The following is a 16,460-nucleotide window of genomic DNA, read 5'->3' on the forward strand; positions in this document are numbered from 1 at the left end:
CTACCCCTTCTTTACTCTCTCAACTTCCGGAAAAGGTTTCGGAAGTTGTTTCCCTTGGCAATAACGGTCTATAATGTTCCGATCATCACCATCATAGAAAAACTGTTCCAATTTTTCTGTGACAGTTCTCACAAATAAATCGCCCATCTCATCCATATCAATTACGAGAGCATCAAATTCATATCCGGATTCAAAACTTCCGACCTTTCCCCAAAATGTACCTGCGCCTTTTGTCGCAAGATAAAATGCTTCCGGAAGTGATAACGCCGGCTCATCTTCATGGAACAAAGCGTTGATTTTAGAAATTTCCACGCTCATCACTGCATTCTGGTTCATTGCAGGCGTATGTCCTCCTGCTACATCACTTGCGATAACACAGTTCAATCCACTCTCCAGATTTTTTCTAAGGCTCATGACTCCACTCGATAGATTTGCATTAGAGTGTGCACAATGTGCAAGAAATACTTGTTTCTCTCTTAACAATTCTTTTTCTTTCTCTCCCAAATAAATCGCATGCGCCATAATTGTCTGATTTTTTCGCAGCAGTCCATAGTAATCATATACTTCCGTATAAGAATTGATTTTCGGGTGCAGCTCTTTTACCCATGCAATTTCATTTCGATTTTCAGACAAATGAGACTGTACCGGCAAATTATATTTCTCACACAATTTTCCAATCCCAACCATCATCTTTTCTGTCGTGGACGGAACAAATCTCGGAGTCGCAATATAACGCACATGCTGTAACTCCTCTTTTGCTCGTAAAATCAAAGCTTCTGTTTCCTCCAACGCCTTTCCCGTATCTTCCATCAGATAATCCGGCGCATTCCGGTCCATATTGACTTTTCCGATAAATGCATGTAATCCCGATTCTTCTGTAAGCCTCATCAACTCCCATGTCGCATCATGATGCAGCGTTGCAAATGCCGAAAACCGCATCGTTCCGGATGCCCAAAGTCTGTTGAGAAACAGCTTGTACGCCCTCTTGGCAAACACAGGATCCTTGTATTTTCCCTCCACAGGGAACGTATATGTTTCAAGCCACGGCAGCAATTCTTTGTCAAAACCGATTCCTCGGTTCAAATACTGCGGAGCATGCACATGCAAATCACAAAATGCCGGAATAATAATAGCATCTCCGTAATCTTTCACTTCCTCCTCGCAAAATTGCTTTGGAAGTTCTGTATAAAACGACTGTACAATTCCATCCTCAACATGCAAAAACTGTTGTTGTCGAATCTGCATATCCGTTCTGGAAGTCATATATATAAAATTACCTTTAATAATCATATTTCACTCTCCTCATCATAAATATTACTTTCCATATTGCAAAATAATCCGGTCAATTATTTTAGAAGCTTCGCTTCTTGTCAGTTCTGTGATTTGCTTTTCTAACGGAAAAGGATGCTTTAAAAGAAGTGATTCCAGATATGTTTTTTGCTTTGGTGTAATTGGCTGTACTTTTTTAGGACGATACAATAATGGTTCCGGCTCAAAAACTGTTGGTCCTTTCTCTTCAAAATAATGCGCCATCATATGATATACTTTTGCAGTTGCCAAAGCATCATGATAAGCCCTGTGTGCAGCAGTATTTACAATTTGATAATGCTCGCACAAGGCTTCTAAACTTTTCGATTCCAAATCTTTATGTACTTTTCTGGCTATTTTTAGTGTATCAATTCCCTTTTTTTCAAAAGACTCGCCGTATTGTGATGCATACTTTTTCATAAATTTGTAATCGAACATAATATTATGCCCCACTAAAATATGGTCCTCACAAAAATTTACAAAATCACGTATAACTGTTTTCGTATCCCTTGCATTTTTAACCATCTCATTCGTAATTCCTGTAATTCCGGTAATCATAGGGGAAATCGGCATATCCGGTTTCAGAAACTCCATAAAGCGGTCTGTTACTTTTCCTTCTCTTACCTTCAATGCTCCAATTTCAATAATATTGTCATTCTCCACATCCAATCCGGTTGTCTCCAAATCAAATACTACATATGTTTTTATCATTATTTTTGTCCTTTTTGCAATTGTCGAATCACGGTTTTTGTCTTTGCAAGCCGATTCTCAAACTGTATATAAAAATCAGTCTGCATATCGTACGGCTCTACAAAAAAAGATTGCAGCACAAATAGATTTATCTTTTTGCTATAGGATTCATCTGTCATTTTCATGAGCTGCTCCTGTAATTCTATCACAAAATCATGCCATTCTAAAATATATTTTTCATTCCGTTTCAAATCCGGCGTATCAATCCATTTTTTTACTTTTACTTTTGTACGATTTTCTTTCTTACATTCATGTACCTGCAAAAAATACTGAAAACTGCCATTGTTATAATACCTTCCAAGCGGAAACAATCGACAAATCCCCGGACGAATTTGATGAATGCCGCATCTCCCATTTTCATCTAAAAATGCGCATCGTTCCTCTGTACCGCACATTTTTAAATTTGGAAGAATCAGACCGTCGACTACATTCAATTCAATTTTCTCTGCTAAAAGCTGTTCAAAACTCACGTTTAAATATTTCGTTAATCTATAAATATCGAGGGGATCCAATACAATTGATTGTCCCATTTTTTGACAACACGCAAAACAGCCGTGGCAATCGCCACAGTCTGCTTTGACAAGATCATTGGGACCATATAACTTCCCGTCTGATATTTCTCTCATATCTATTTCACGTTTCATAAATACCTCTCTTTTTACTCTTCCATATTATAATAGTATCGGTGAAATACGAATATTTCAACCAACGCTCCTATTATAATGACTGATTTATCTGCCCAATTCCCAACATCTTCAAATCTTATTATGACAAGCAGCACTAAAACAATCGCTACGATGGCAAGGGGCAGCAGTTTATGAAACATACTCATTTGTTTGTACTTTTTCTTCGGCATCTCCAAAGGTACAATTTCATCGAAATATTTCATATGACAATGTATTACTGCACCATATCTGGAAAATTCTCGTTCCGCTTCATACTCTATTCCATCGATTGTAAATTCCGGATACATTCCTTCTTTTGTAATAACTAAATTCAAATGCTTTTTATTCGCAAATTTACACAATTCTTCTGTAAACTCGGAAGGATTCATACACATCGAATCCGGCATAAATCGAAATTCTCTCATTTCTTCCAATTGTACTACTTTTTTATAATCATTCAGAAGATTTGCAAATACAGCACCTCTTTCTTCTGCATTTTTCATTTTCAACAAACAATCATCTACATCTAACTGTTCTAATTCTTTTTCATTGATTTGACTGCAAAATTCCAAAGCATCTTCCAGTCTGTTTCTTTCTTTTTCCAACCGTTCTTTTTGAAGTTCCATCGCATCAGAAAGAATAATATCATGATGTAATAATCTCCGAATCTCTTCTATTGGCATATCCAGTTTCCGTAGAATTTTGATTATTTTCAGTTGGCGAATATCCTGTTCTGAATATTCTCTATAATCATTTTCCGGATTCCTCTTTGGAAAAATCAGTCCCTGCCGCTCATAATAACGAATATTTTGTTTTGTAATGTTTGTTAATTTCTCTACTTCTTTGATATTTAACATTGTTATCGCCTCCTCTTACCTCTCTTATAAAGGATATAGCAGGTATAATGTCAATCATTTTTCATACTTTTTTTAAAATATCCAACGTATGTGCTGATGCACCAAGCAATTCCGGACGTTCACACGTTGATAAATGGTATTCTATAAAAAGTCGGTAAGTTTCTTCATCCATGGCATTTAAAATTTGTCTCATATAATTTGCCGGTCCGTCTGCAGCAATCAACTGAAGTCTTTCTAAACCTGCTTTTTGCCGAATCGCATCAATGTCTTCCACTCGAACATAGTCGTATAAATCTTTTGGCTCTGCCACAACGTGAAAAGTTTGATCTACCTTTCCGTTTTTCAGACTTTCACAAATGTGGTTTTCTTTAAAACCATAAGTCAAAATACTATACTCATTCATACAATATGCAACAAGAATGATACCATTTGTTTTTGTGACTCGTTTTGCTTCCTCAAGCGCTTTTACCTTATCTTCAAACGTATATAAATGATACATCGGTCCGAAAACCAGTGTCATATCAAAGGTTTCTTCTTCAAAGCGCGACAAATTCAAAGCAGTTCCTTGATATGTTTTCACACTGCTTCCTTTTGATTTTAAAATTCCCAGATTATATTTGACTAATTCAACTGCGGTAACATCATAGCCTTCCGTGGCAAGTTGAACGGAATATCGCCCCGTTCCTGCTCCAACATCTAATATTTTTGCATTTTTATCTTTTAAATATTTGTGAATGTATTTCATAGATGTAATATATTCGACATTACCATGCCGTCTTGTTAGTCGTTTTTCTTCGCAAAACTTATTATAATATTTTTCTAATTCATTGGACATATTAATCTTGTATCCTTTTATTTTTATTTCATAGGAAAGCACGACATTCCGTCGTGCTTTTTTACGCAGTAATTTATTTTTTCTTTTTAGAAAGCAAGAGTGCGATTGCTCCACTTAAAGCCACCCATCCTGCTGGCAAACCAGGAAATGCAACATCACTTGTCACAGGTGCCGGTTTTTTCCCGTTTTCTTTTTCTGTTTCTTTCTCAGTTTCTTTTTCAGGAGCTTTTATTACTTTTTTCTCTAAAGTACGCATTGCTTTTTGAAGCGCTTCGATTGCTTCCACAACTTCTTCTTTTGTCACTTCTTCTTTCGCTGCAACTGCTCTTGCTGCTTTTAATGCCTGATTGAATTTTGCAACGCTTTCTTCTGTATAAAGAGTCACATCTACCTTCGCTGCTTTCGCAATCACAGCGTTTAATTCCTTCAATTCTGCTTCCGGTTTTTCCGGCTTCGGTGCAGGTTTTTCTTCCAAACCTTTCATTGCTTTCTGAAGTGCTTCGGTTGCTTCCACAACTTCTTCTTTTGTCACTTCTTCTTTCACAGCAACTTCTTTTGCTGCTTTTAATGCCTGATTGAATTTTGCAACGCTTTCTTCTGCGTAAAGAGAAACGTCTACTTTTACCGCTTCTGCAATCACTTCATTTAATGTTTTTAATTCTGCTTCCGGTTTTTCCGGCTTTGGCGTTGCTGTATCTAATGCTGAAAACTTAATATTATGGTTCTTTGCATAAGTTTCTGCCTCTGTTCCGGATCTACCTAAAATTGTAAGTTGATTCAAATTAACATTAGTAAATGCCCATTCATCAATTTTATTTACACTTTCTGGAATTGTGATTTTTTGCAGTCCTGTACAACTATTAAAAGTATCTGCCGGAATTTCTTTAATTCCGTCTAAAAGAACAATTTCTTCTAGATTCCGCTTAGAGTTAAACGGACTCAATTCGCTTTTACTAAAATCGACATTTCCAAATACAGTTACCGATTTTTTCCCTTCAGGAATAATAATCAATTCTGTCTTGTCTTTATTGTATACAGTACCCTCATAAGACGAATACTTTTCATTTTCTTTTTCTACATATATATTTTCCAAATAAGGACTGATAAATGTCTGTTTTATATCGAAAGATATTGTTTCTTTTGGTATCGTAAACAGTTTCGACGTATTTTTCATTGGATAATGTAAAATTTCCGAATAATCTTTTGTAAAGAGTACACCGGCCGCAGATGCATATACAGTATTGGCTGAATCTACCGTAATCTCTTTTAACTCTGTTGCGTTAGACGCTCCTTGCGCATCTATTATTGTAACATTCTTTGATACCTTCAACTTCTCAATTCCAGTTCCGTTAAAAATATCACTGGAAATTGCGACAATATCCAAATCCCTAAATTTTTCCGGCACAATAACGTCTTTTACATTCTTTTCGACATCGACAACCGCAACGCCTTCCCAAAATCCGATAATTGTATTGTTTTCGCCTTTCTGGGTAACAGCAACAAGTCTTTGCACCCGATGCTCGTTAGAAAAATCTTCTAATGTTTTATGGAAATAATCCATGCTGCTGGCACCCCATGTACTATCAGAATAAAACCATTCTTTATCTGCATATACAAGATTCCATTCGTGCGCTCCATACGGTGTGTTTCCGGCAATTGTGACAGCCGGAATTCCCGCTAAATTCAGCATTGCTTTATAAAGTCTTGAAAATCCTCCACATACAGCTTTTTTTGTCGTAAATACTTCATATGGATCCAATCCCGGAGTTTCGGTTGGTTGCGCATAACGAATATTTTTAACAATCCATTCATATATTAACTTTGCTTTTTTATAGTCTTCTGTCTCGCCTTTAACGATATCTTCTACACATTTTTCAATTTCTTTCGCGTCTTCGTCTTTCAGCGCTCCAAGCGACTGATCCCATGTTCTAAATTGATTTTCGTCACAGTAAGAAATAAAATCAATAGCTGCCTGGTTATGTTCTAAATCACGCTCTTTTTGTTGTAATTCATAAGCACTTACCGACTTTTGAGGGCTTGCTTGTACTACTTCAGGTTTTGTAATGGTTGAAAATGCCATTGCGGAAATCAAAATTCCTGTTATTAATTGTTGTCTCTTTTTCATTCTCTTATCCTCTCGATAATTTTTTTATATATATTTTAAAATTCTATCACATTTTTTTGTTTGTTACAACATTTCGGGACAAATCGCACAACAAAAAAATAGTTTCTCCTACAATTTACATAAATTTTTCCAATAATTTTTTTAAATCTTTCAGCTCGCTCCCAGAATATACCACATCATCAATTATAATATTGGGAGCTGTTCCGCACTTTTTGAGGCAGTTTTGTGTTCGAAGTTTAAATTTTCCATCGATAGATACTCCATTTTTTTGAATCCGGAGTTCTCTTTTTAATGCGTTTAAAATCGCTCCGCCCTCTTTTTTCCCACATCGCTCCCCTGTACAGGCAATTATTTCATGTACTGTATTTTCCTCTTTGAGAGTTGGATACATTCTTATCAAACATTTTAGATAATTGGGAGAAACACCTGTTACCTGTTCCACACGTTCTTTTAATTCCAAGGATATAAATCCATGAGCATCTTGCAGCTCTCGTAAAAGAGCTACAACCATCTCCTGGCTTCCTTTATCCGGCTGTTGACTATAATATGAAAAAATCTCTTCTATTTCATCACTTTTATTCTGCATGTCCATCAATAAATAACACCCCCAATGTTCCAGGACCACAATGACTAGAAATAACACCGCCAGCTCTTGTGATAACAATTTCCTGAAAAATATTTAAGTTTTTTAAATAATCATATATTTGCTGAATCGTTTCCGCATCACATCCGGAATGTGTAATAAATACACGTTCTTTCTTTGCATGCCGCAAATCCATTTCCATTTCTTTCACATATTCCAAAAGAACTTTATTCATTTTGCCTCGATACTTATTTTTAGGTAACATTTTTCCGTTTTCCACGACAATTTTAGGATGTAACTTTAAAACACCGCCTGCCATTGCCGCAAGGCCGCTGCACCTTCCACCTCGATGAAGATAAGTAAGCGTATCTACAACAAAACTTGCACGCACAAATGGTCTCAGTCGTTCAATATATTCTACAATTTCTTTTGCGCTTTTCCCTTTGTTTGCCATAATTGCCGCTTCTATTACAAGAAGCCCAATACCTGTAGACAAATTTTCTGAATCAATCACAAAAACAGTCTCTTCTGCTTCCAAATCGCTTGCTGCCAAACGAAATACATTTGCAGAAGTAGACATCTCTCCGGAAATTGCAAAACAAATAACTTCTTGCCTTTTCTCAACATAAGGCTGTAACAAATCAACCGCCCTATCCATTGCCGGAGCAGAAGTTTTCGGTGTCATTTTATGCTCTTCTGACCAGTTATAAATCTCATCAGGTGTAATATTGATGCCATCTTCACACTCTGTATCTCCCAACAAAATATGAAGCGGCAAAATAGAAATTTCATATTTGTCCAATAGCTCCTGAGACAAATCACATGTACTATCTGAAATAATTTTAACCATTTTCAATCTTCCTCCACTATTTGTGATAAGGTGCACCTTCAATGATCCGATAGCCACGATACACCTGTTCTAATAAAATCACCCGCATCAATTGATGTGGAAACGTCATCTTTGAAAAACTCAATGCATAATCGGAACGTCTCAATACTTCTTCTCCCAAACCAATGGAACCTCCAATTATAAAAATCAAATGACTTTTCCCTTGTATTCCCAAGGTTTCCATCTTTTTTGCAAATGCGACCGAATCCAGCATAGTTCCACCGATTTCTAAAGTAAATACATAGGCATCGTCTTTCACATAACGTAAAATACGCTCCCCTTCTTTTTGACGAATTTGACGTTCCACATTTTCACTTGCTTGATCCGGTGTCTTTTCGTCTGCCACTTCCACGATTTCGAGTTTACAATATTTGCTCAAACGTTTGCTGTACTCTGCAATTGCATCTTTCAAATACTTTTCTTTTATTTTACCGACTGTAATTAATGTAATCTTCATTTACTCCCCTTTTCCTTAAAACGTAATTGTTGTTCCCGTACACAAATATTGGACTTTTTCACCAAATTCACGTTTTAAAATATCAAAAGCCGGACGTCCTGTGCAGTGTCCTGTATAAATATAGGAGACTCCCCGTTGAAACAACGATGCTCCTATGTCTATTACTTCCTCTTCTGTAACAGACAAAGAATCTACCCCGTGAATTCCTTTCAAATGGAAACCTCCCACAACAGCATAAACCTGTTCGTTAGGAAATGCGTGATGTACTTCATCTACAATATTGACAATTCCTCCGTGAGAACAACTATTGAATACAATCAACCCTTTTTGAGATTCTATTACAATACTTTGTTCATGCGCAAAATCATCAACCACATACCCCTCTCCCTGTTTGCGATACATATGTGCACGTTTTCCATATTCCTCCAATCCTTTTGTACTATGCGGTACAATCCAAACTCCATCATCTACCTGACATTTTTTTGTCACATATACAAAACGGTCAGAATATCTTTGTAACAAATCTTTCGGAAGCCCTATATATTTTTGCACACCATCTACATTTTTGTAACAAAGTTCTTTAGAACTCTCCTGTAAGTAAACTTTTGCGCTCTTGTTTTTCTCAAAGAACGCCTCAAAGCCTCCTGAATGATCATAGTGTCCATGCGATAAAAATGCCGCATCTACATTTTCCAATTTCGTTTTCAAAACTTCTGCATTATCCATAAAAATATCGGAAGAACCAGTGTCAAGCAAATAGCACTTCTCATTATATGCTATATATATCGACAATCCATGCTCACATTTTAAGTACTCCGGAGCCGTATTTTCAATCAAAACAGTTATTTTCATAGACACACTCCTACCCAATATAAAAATCCATAATCAACATCGTAAGAAACCCGATAATCAATGAATACGTTGCCATACGTTCATATCCATGACTATGCGTTTCCGGAATCATCTCATCACTCACAACATAAAGCATCGTTCCTCCGGCAAACGCCAAAGCAAAAGGTAAAATTACTGTTGCAATAGAAACGGCTCCAAATCCGATCATCGTTCCGACAATCTCCACCACGCCTGTAAAACAGGCAATAAAAAAGACTCTTTTCCTGGCAACACCTGCCATAATCAAAGGCGATACAATTACCATTCCTTCCGGAATGTTTTGTAAAGCAATACCCAGCGCAACTGTAATTGCATTGCTGATATTTTCACTTCCAAATCCAACACCGGCCGCAATCCCTTCCGGAAGATTATGGATTGCAATTGCCATGACAAACAACATCACTTTGTTCAAATTACTTTGTCTGTCTGCATGCGTTTCATGATCTACTCCTGTGATATGATGCAGATGTGGAGTCAGCTTATCTGCCAAATTCAAAAAAATGGCGCCTGCAAGAATACCGACTGCTGTCACCCACACATTTCCTTCTTCAAGGGATGGGATAATCAGTCCTAAAATTGCAGCTGAAAGCATGATTCCTGCCGCAAATCCAAGAATCGCATCGTTAAATTTGTGTGGTACTTTCCGAAAAAAGAAACCGATGATAACACCAACGATAGTCGCACCACCTACACCAAAAGCCGAAATCAGTGCCAATTCCATAAACAAAACCTCCTAGTCATAATTTGTTCGTAGGAGGTATTATAACATATTTTTTACAATTTGGGGACGTAGTAAAATTGAATTTTACTACGTCCCCAAATGAAGTTTATTTATCTTTTAAGTACTCATGAATACCTCGTGCCCCTGCTTTTCCTGCTCCCATAGCAAGAATAACTGTCGCAGCACCTGTTACGGCATCACCGCCGGCATAAACGCCTTCTTTTGTTGTTTTCCCAAATTCTTCATCGGCAACAATACATTTCCATCTGTTTACTTCTAATCCTTCTGTAGTAGAAGAAATCAATGGATTCGGCGAAGTTCCAAGTGACATGATGACTGTATCCAGTTCCATCTCGAACTCAGAACCTTCAATTACAACCGGACGTCTTCTTCCAGAAGCATCTGGCTCTCCCAGTTCCATCTTCACACATTTCATACCTTTTACATAGCCATTTTCGTCCACAAGAATTTCTGTAGGGTTTGTCAATAGATCAAACACAATTCCTTCTTCCTTTGCGTGATGGACTTCTTCCACTCTGGCAGGAAGTTCTTCTTCACTTCTTCTGTAAACAATATGTACATCTGCACCAAGACGTACTGCTGTTCTTGCTGCATCCATCGCAACATTACCGCCGCCGATGACAGCTACTTTCGTGCCTGCAACGATTGGTGTGTCATAAGAATCATCAAATGCTTTCATCAGATTACTTCTTGTCAGATACTCATTTGCAGAAAATACGCCGTTCGCATTTTCCCCTGGAATTCCCATAAATTTCGGAAGTCCAGCTCCGGATCCGATAAATACTGCCTCGAATCCTTCTTCTTCAATCAGCTGATCAATTGTCGTAGATTTACCGATCACAACGTTTGTCTCAAATTTTACGCCGAGTTCTTTTACTTTTTCGATCTCTTTTGCCACAACTTTATGTTTTGGAAGACGAAATTCCGGAATACCATACACAAGAACGCCTCCAAGTTCATGTAATGCTTCAAACACAGTTACCTCGTAACCAAGTTTCGCAAGGTCTCCGGCACAAGTAAGTCCTGCAGGACCGGAACCAATCACAGCTACTCTATGACTATTTGTTTTTTCTGCTTTTTCCGGTTTGATGTCATGCTCCAATGCATAATCTGCGACAAATCGCTCCAATTTACCGATGGAAACAGGCTCTCCTTTAATTCCACGGATACACTGACCTTCACACTGAGATTCCTGTGGGCATACACGTCCGCAAACTGCCGGAAGCGCAGAGGATTTTCCAATTACTTTATAGGCTTCTTCGATATTTCCTTCTTTTACTTCTTTGATAAATGCTGGAATATTGATAGAGACTGGACAGCCCTGAATACATTTTGCATTTTTACAATTAATACATCTTGTCGCTTCTTCCATCGCTTCTTCCTGATTGTATCCAAGACACACTTCCTCAAAATTCGTTGCACGTACCTTCGGATTCTGTTCTCTTACAGGTACTTTTTTTAATACATCAGCCATTAGTTGTCACCTCCACAATTTCCGCATCCGCCGTGATGTGTATTGCCTTCCTGAAGTTTTAACATCGCACGGCCTTCTTCTGTTTTATACATCTGTTGTCTTTTCATTGCCTGATCAAAATCAACTAAGTGTCCATCAAATTCCGGTCCATCTACGCATGCAAATTTGATCTCATCTCCAACCTGAAGTCTGCATGCCCCGCACATACCGGTTCCATCTACCATGATTGGATTCATACTTACAATAGTTGGAATCTCCAATTTTTTTGTTAAAAGACAGACAAATTTCATCATGATCATCGGACCGATTGCCACGCAGACATCATACTTTTTGCCTTCCTCTTTCACTAACTGCTCAATCTTTGTTGTAACCATTCCGGCATGTCCATAAGAACCGTCATCTGTACAAGGATAATAGTTCCCAGCAACTGCTTTCATCTCATCTTCCAGAATCAACATGTCTTTTGTCTTAGAACCAACGATAACATCCGCTTCAATTCCATGCTCATGGAGCCATTTTACCTGCGGATATACAGGAGCTGCACCAACACCACCGGCAACAAACAACATCTTCTTGCCCTTTAAACTTTCTATATCTTCATGAACGAACTCCGAAGCACATCCAAGAGGTCCTGTGAAATCGCGGAAACTGTCTCCTGCTTTTAATTCTGCCATCTTTTCTGTAGATGCACCAACTGTTTGGAATACAATGGTAATCGTTCCTGCTTCTCTATTATAATCACAAATCGTGAGAGGGATTCTTTCACCTTTCTCATCCATCTTTACAATTACAAACTGTCCCGGTTCGCAATGCTTTGCTACCCTTTTTGCTTCTACATCCATGAGAAAAATTTTATCTGCTAACTTTTCTGCTTTTTGTATCTTATACATTTTACGCCTCCCATTTTCTTTTATACTTCACTATGATAAAGCAAAACTTTGAAAATTTCAAGCGGTATTCTCAATTTTGCTTCACACTCTATTATATTAGATAAAAAGCGAGTGCACAATACACCCGCTTTTTGTAAATTTATGTATATTACTTCTAGAAGTCCACTTCTGTTCCGTAGTAAACGCATGTAAATAGTCTTTCCATAGTAGCCGGATCAATTGCACGTGGATTAGAACCTGTACAGGCATCGCCAACTGCAAGCTCTGCAATAGATGCAATTTTTTCTTTGAATTCGTCTTCTTTGATACCGAATTCTTTCAAAGTAGCCGGAATTCCAAGGATCACGTTAAAGTCGTCAATTTTCTTACATAAGCTGTTGATAAGTGCTTTCTCGGAAGCTCCTTCCAATCCTACTCTGCGAGCGATTTCTGCATAGCGTTTTGCTGCAACAGGATCCTTCGCATTGTATTTAATTACATATGGCAGATACATGGCATTTGCAAGACCATGTGTAATGTGTCCTGTTGAGAATGCTGCACCTGTTTTGTGTGCCATAGAATGTACAATACCAAGTAATGCATTGGAGAATGCCATACCTGCAAGACATTGTGCATCATGCATATGTGCTCTTGCATCCATGTTGCCTTTGTAAGAAGCTGGCAGATAATCAAACACCATCTCGATTGCCTGAATTGCAAGTGGGTCTGTATATGCACAGTTCAGTGTAGAAACATATGCTTCAATTGCATGTGTAAGTGCATCCATACCTGTGTAAGCTACTTGATGAGCAGGAAGCCCTTCTACTAATTCTGAGTCAACGATTGCAACATCTGGTGTGATATTAAAGTCAGCTAATGGATATTTGATTCCTTTCGCGTAATCTGTGATAACAGAAAATGCAGTTACTTCTGTTGCTGTTCCTGATGTAGAAGGAATTGCTGCAAATTTTGCTTTCTGTCTTAATTCCGGGAAGTTAAATGGGATACATAAATCTTCGAATGTTACATCTGGATATTCATAAAAAGCCCACATTGCCTTTGCAGCATCGATTGGTGATCCACCGCCCATTGCTACAATCCAATCTGGTTCAAAAGCACGCATTGCTTCTGCACCTTTCATAACAGTCTCCACAGATGGATCTGGCTCGACACCTTCAAACAGCTGTACTTCCATTCCAGCCTCTTTCAGATAATTCACTGCTTTATCTAAGAATCCTTGACGTTTCATGGAGCCGCCGCCAACTACAAGAATCGCCTTTTTCCCTTTCAGATTCTTTAATTCTTCTAAACATCCTTTTCCGTGATAAATATCTCTTGGTAAACAAAATCTACTCATTTCAATCTCTCCTTTTGCATATGTATTGTTAACCTTTTAACAGTATTCTAACTCTGTTAATTATTTAACGCAACAGATTTAGAGAAAAAAATTGTATTTATTTTAGTACAAATTATCTATCAAAATTACTTTCGAACAGCTTCTATACAATTGTTCATAAGCATGGCAATCGTCATTGGTCCAACCCCACCCGGAACCGGTGTGATTGCACTCACTTTCTCAATCACATCATCAAAATCTACATCTCCGCAAAGTTTATTTTCTGCATTGCGGTGGATACCTACATCAATCACAACAGCCCCCTCTTTTACATAGTCAGATGTAATGAACTTTGGTTTTCCGATTGCCGCAATAAGAATATCTGCACGTCCTGTAATTTCTTTCAAGTCCCTTGTTCTAGAGTGGGTAATCGTAACCGTTCCATTTTCACGGAGTAACAGCAATGCCATCGGTTTTCCTACAATATTACTTCTTCCGACAACCACACATTCTTTTCCTTCAATTTCAATTTCGGAACGTTTTAAAAGTTCGATAATTCCTGCCGGAGTGCAAGGAAGAAAACCATTTCTTCCAATGCACATATTTCCCACACTTTCCGGGTGGAACCCATCCACATCTTTTTCCGGAGCGATCGCCTGAATCACAGCATCCTCACGAATATGAGCAGGCAGTGGAAGCTGAACTAAAATTCCGTTTACTTTTTCATCTTCATTCAATTTCTGAACAAGTGAAAGCAGTTCTTCTTCTGTCACAGTCTCATCCAGCTCATATGATAAAGACTCTATTCCGATAAACGCACATGCCTTTTTTTTATTATTTACATAGACAGATGATGCCGGATCTTTTCCAACTTGCACAACTGCAAGACATGGAACAATTCCTTCTTGTTTTAATTTTGCCACTTCTTCTTTTAATTCTTCTTTAATTTGTGTTGATATCAGTTTTCCGTCAATTAATTTTGCCATTCAATCTCTCCCTAAAATAATCCTGTAATAGTTCCTTCCTCATTCACATCAATGCCATTTGCCGCCGGCACCTTCGGAAGCCCAGGCATCGTCATCACTGCACCTGTAAGTGCGACTACAAAGCCTGCTCCCGCATTGACATACACTTCACGGATATGGATCTTAAAGTGTTCCGGTCTTCCCAGAAGTGTCGCATCGTCAGAGAGGGAATACTGATTTTTTGCCATACAGATTGGAAGCTCTCCATATCCAAGCTCCGTAATCTTAGCAAGTTGTTTTTCCGCTGCCGGAGTATATTCCACACCGTCTGCGCCATAGATTTCTTTTGAAATCGTCTCGATCTTCTCTTTCAGAGAAAGACTGTTTTCGTACAATGTATGGAAATGGCTCTCTTTTGTCTCCAATGTATTCAAAACTTTTTCTGCTAATGCGATACCGCCTTCGCCACCTTTTTCCCATACTTCTGAAAGTGCAAATTCGCAGTTTCTTTCTTCGCAAAATTGTCTGATAAACTCATTTTCTGCATCGGTATCTGTCACAAATGAATTTAGTGTCACAACAACCGGAACACCAAATTTTTGAACATTTTCAATATGTTTTTCCAGGTTCACAATACCTTTTTTCAATGCTTCCAGATTCTCTTCATTCAGGTCTTTCTTAGCAACTCCACCGTTGTATTTCAAGGCCCGCACAGTTGCGACAATCACTACCGCATCCGGTTTCAGGTTCCCCATTCTGCACTTAATATCCATGAATTTTTCTGCACCAAGGTCAGCGCCAAACCCTGCTTCTGTAATTGCAATATCGCTTAATTTTAATGCCATTTTTGTTGCGCGGATACTGTTACATCCGTGTGCGATATTTGCAAATGGACCGCCGTGTACTAATGCCGGTGTATGCTCTAATGTCTGAATCAGATTTGGCTTGATGGCGTCCTTTAGCAGAGCTGTCATCGCACCTGTCGCCTGTAAGTCATCGGCAGTCACCGGCTCTCCCGCAAAGTTATATGCAACAACAATCTTTCCAAGGCGACGTTTCAAATCTTTGATGTCATCAGCCAGGCAGAGAATTGCCATAATCTCAGATGCAACCGTGATGACAAAATGATCCTCACGAACCATACCGTCCATCTTATTCCCAAGGCCAACTACAATATTGCGAAGCACACGATCATTCATATCAAGACAGCGTTTCCATACAACCTGTCTCGGATCAATCTGAAGCACATTTCCTTGTTGGATATGGTTGTCCAAAAGAGCCGCTAAAAGATTGTTTGCCGAAGTGATTGCATGAAAATCTCCTGTGAAATGAAGATTCAAATCTTCCATCGGTACAACCTGTGCGTATCCGCCGCCTGCAGCACCACCTTTGATGCCGAAACAAGGTCCCAGCGAAGGCTCACGCAACGCAATCAATGCTTTTTTATTCAACTTTGCCATAGCTTGTCCAAGTCCCACAGAGGTTGTAGTCTTCCCCTCCCCTGCAGGAGTTGGGTTGATTGCAGTTACAAGTACAAGTTTCCCATCCGGTCGGTCTTTTACTGCCTCCCACAATTCATCAGAAAGCTTGGCTTTGTATTTTCCATACAATTCCAAATCATCCTCCTGAATCCCAATACTTGCAGCCACCTCTTTGATTGGTTTCATCACTGCCTCCTGTGCAATCTGAATGTCTGTTTTCATCTTTCTTCCTC

At 38.5% G+C, this 16,460-nt stretch carries 16 protein-coding genes; all 16 read right to left on the reverse strand.

Features of this window, described 5'->3' with window-relative positions; translation table 11 throughout:
- The 16 genes from AC6I5B_RS09325 to AC6I5B_RS09400 all read right to left on the reverse strand — a co-directional run bounded on the left by AC6I5B_RS09325 (position 1) and on the right by AC6I5B_RS09400 (position 16,449).
- Complete coding sequence (locus tag AC6I5B_RS09325; RefSeq protein WP_004612549.1) at positions 1 to 1,290, reverse strand: amidohydrolase family protein; 1,290 nt, start codon at positions 1,288 to 1,290, stop codon at positions 1 to 3.
- Between the two features lie 24 nt (positions 1,291 to 1,314).
- Complete coding sequence (locus AC6I5B_RS09330; RefSeq protein WP_004612548.1) at positions 1,315 to 2,019, reverse strand: 3'-5' exonuclease; 705 nt, start codon at positions 2,017 to 2,019, stop codon at positions 1,315 to 1,317.
- Positions 2,019 to 2,702, reverse strand: a complete 684-nt coding sequence (locus AC6I5B_RS09335; protein ID WP_004612547.1) for a YkgJ family cysteine cluster protein — start codon at positions 2,700 to 2,702, stop codon at positions 2,019 to 2,021. Before AC6I5B_RS09335 ends, AC6I5B_RS09330 begins: the two co-directional genes overlap by 1 nt.
- A 14-nt stretch (positions 2,703 to 2,716) precedes the next feature.
- On the reverse strand, positions 2,717 to 3,580 hold the full coding sequence (locus AC6I5B_RS09340) for a MerR family transcriptional regulator (protein ID WP_022250112.1): 864 nt from the start codon (positions 3,578 to 3,580) through the stop codon (positions 2,717 to 2,719).
- Positions 3,581 to 3,641: 61 nt separating this feature from the next.
- On the reverse strand, positions 3,642 to 4,415 hold the full coding sequence (locus tag AC6I5B_RS09345; RefSeq protein WP_497773283.1) for a class I SAM-dependent methyltransferase: 774 nt from the start codon (positions 4,413 to 4,415) through the stop codon (positions 3,642 to 3,644).
- A gap of 73 nt (positions 4,416 to 4,488) precedes the next feature.
- Entirely contained in the window at positions 4,489 to 6,540 is a 2,052-nt protein-coding gene (locus AC6I5B_RS09350; protein WP_497773284.1) for a transglutaminase domain-containing protein, read from the reverse strand.
- A 115-nt stretch (positions 6,541 to 6,655) separates the two neighbouring features.
- Positions 6,656 to 7,132: an NADH-quinone oxidoreductase subunit NuoE family protein gene (locus tag AC6I5B_RS09355; RefSeq protein ID WP_004612543.1), complete on the reverse strand. Its 477-nt coding sequence runs from the start codon at positions 7,130 to 7,132 to the stop codon at positions 6,656 to 6,658.
- Positions 7,116 to 7,973: a DegV family protein gene (locus AC6I5B_RS09360; protein WP_004612542.1), complete on the reverse strand. Its 858-nt coding sequence runs from the start codon at positions 7,971 to 7,973 to the stop codon at positions 7,116 to 7,118. Before AC6I5B_RS09360 ends, AC6I5B_RS09355 begins: the two co-directional genes overlap by 17 nt.
- Positions 7,974 to 7,989: 16 nt before the next feature.
- On the reverse strand, positions 7,990 to 8,469 hold the full coding sequence (gene rlmH / locus AC6I5B_RS09365; RefSeq protein WP_004612541.1) for a 23S rRNA (pseudouridine(1915)-N(3))-methyltransferase RlmH: 480 nt from the start codon (positions 8,467 to 8,469) through the stop codon (positions 7,990 to 7,992).
- Positions 8,470 to 8,484: 15 nt separating this feature from the next.
- Positions 8,485 to 9,321 (reverse strand): MBL fold metallo-hydrolase, encoded by an 837-nt coding sequence (locus AC6I5B_RS09370; RefSeq protein ID WP_022250107.1) that lies wholly within the window; start codon positions 9,319 to 9,321, stop codon positions 8,485 to 8,487.
- A 10-nt stretch (positions 9,322 to 9,331) separates the two neighbouring features.
- Entirely contained in the window at positions 9,332 to 10,081 is a 750-nt protein-coding gene (locus tag AC6I5B_RS09375) for a ZIP family metal transporter (RefSeq protein ID WP_004612538.1), read from the reverse strand.
- 106 nt (positions 10,082 to 10,187) lie between these two features.
- Positions 10,188 to 11,576: an NADPH-dependent glutamate synthase gene (gene gltA, locus AC6I5B_RS09380; protein ID WP_144166944.1), complete on the reverse strand. Its 1,389-nt coding sequence runs from the start codon at positions 11,574 to 11,576 to the stop codon at positions 10,188 to 10,190.
- Positions 11,576 to 12,466, reverse strand: coding sequence for a sulfide/dihydroorotate dehydrogenase-like FAD/NAD-binding protein (locus AC6I5B_RS09385; RefSeq protein WP_004612536.1), 891 nt, complete (start codon positions 12,464 to 12,466; stop codon positions 11,576 to 11,578). Before AC6I5B_RS09385 ends, gltA begins: the two co-directional genes overlap by 1 nt.
- 154 nt (positions 12,467 to 12,620) lie before the next feature.
- Positions 12,621 to 13,802, reverse strand: coding sequence for an iron-containing alcohol dehydrogenase (locus tag AC6I5B_RS09390; protein WP_004612534.1), 1,182 nt, complete (start codon positions 13,800 to 13,802; stop codon positions 12,621 to 12,623).
- A 125-nt stretch (positions 13,803 to 13,927) separates the two neighbouring features.
- Complete coding sequence (gene folD, locus AC6I5B_RS09395; RefSeq protein WP_004612533.1) at positions 13,928 to 14,767, reverse strand: bifunctional methylenetetrahydrofolate dehydrogenase/methenyltetrahydrofolate cyclohydrolase FolD; 840 nt, start codon at positions 14,765 to 14,767, stop codon at positions 13,928 to 13,930.
- Between the two features lie 11 nt (positions 14,768 to 14,778).
- Positions 14,779 to 16,449: a formate--tetrahydrofolate ligase gene (locus tag AC6I5B_RS09400; RefSeq protein ID WP_004612532.1), complete on the reverse strand. Its 1,671-nt coding sequence runs from the start codon at positions 16,447 to 16,449 to the stop codon at positions 14,779 to 14,781.
- Positions 16,450 to 16,460: the final 11 nt, after the last annotated feature.

Source organism: Faecalimonas nexilis, assembly GCF_059731825.1.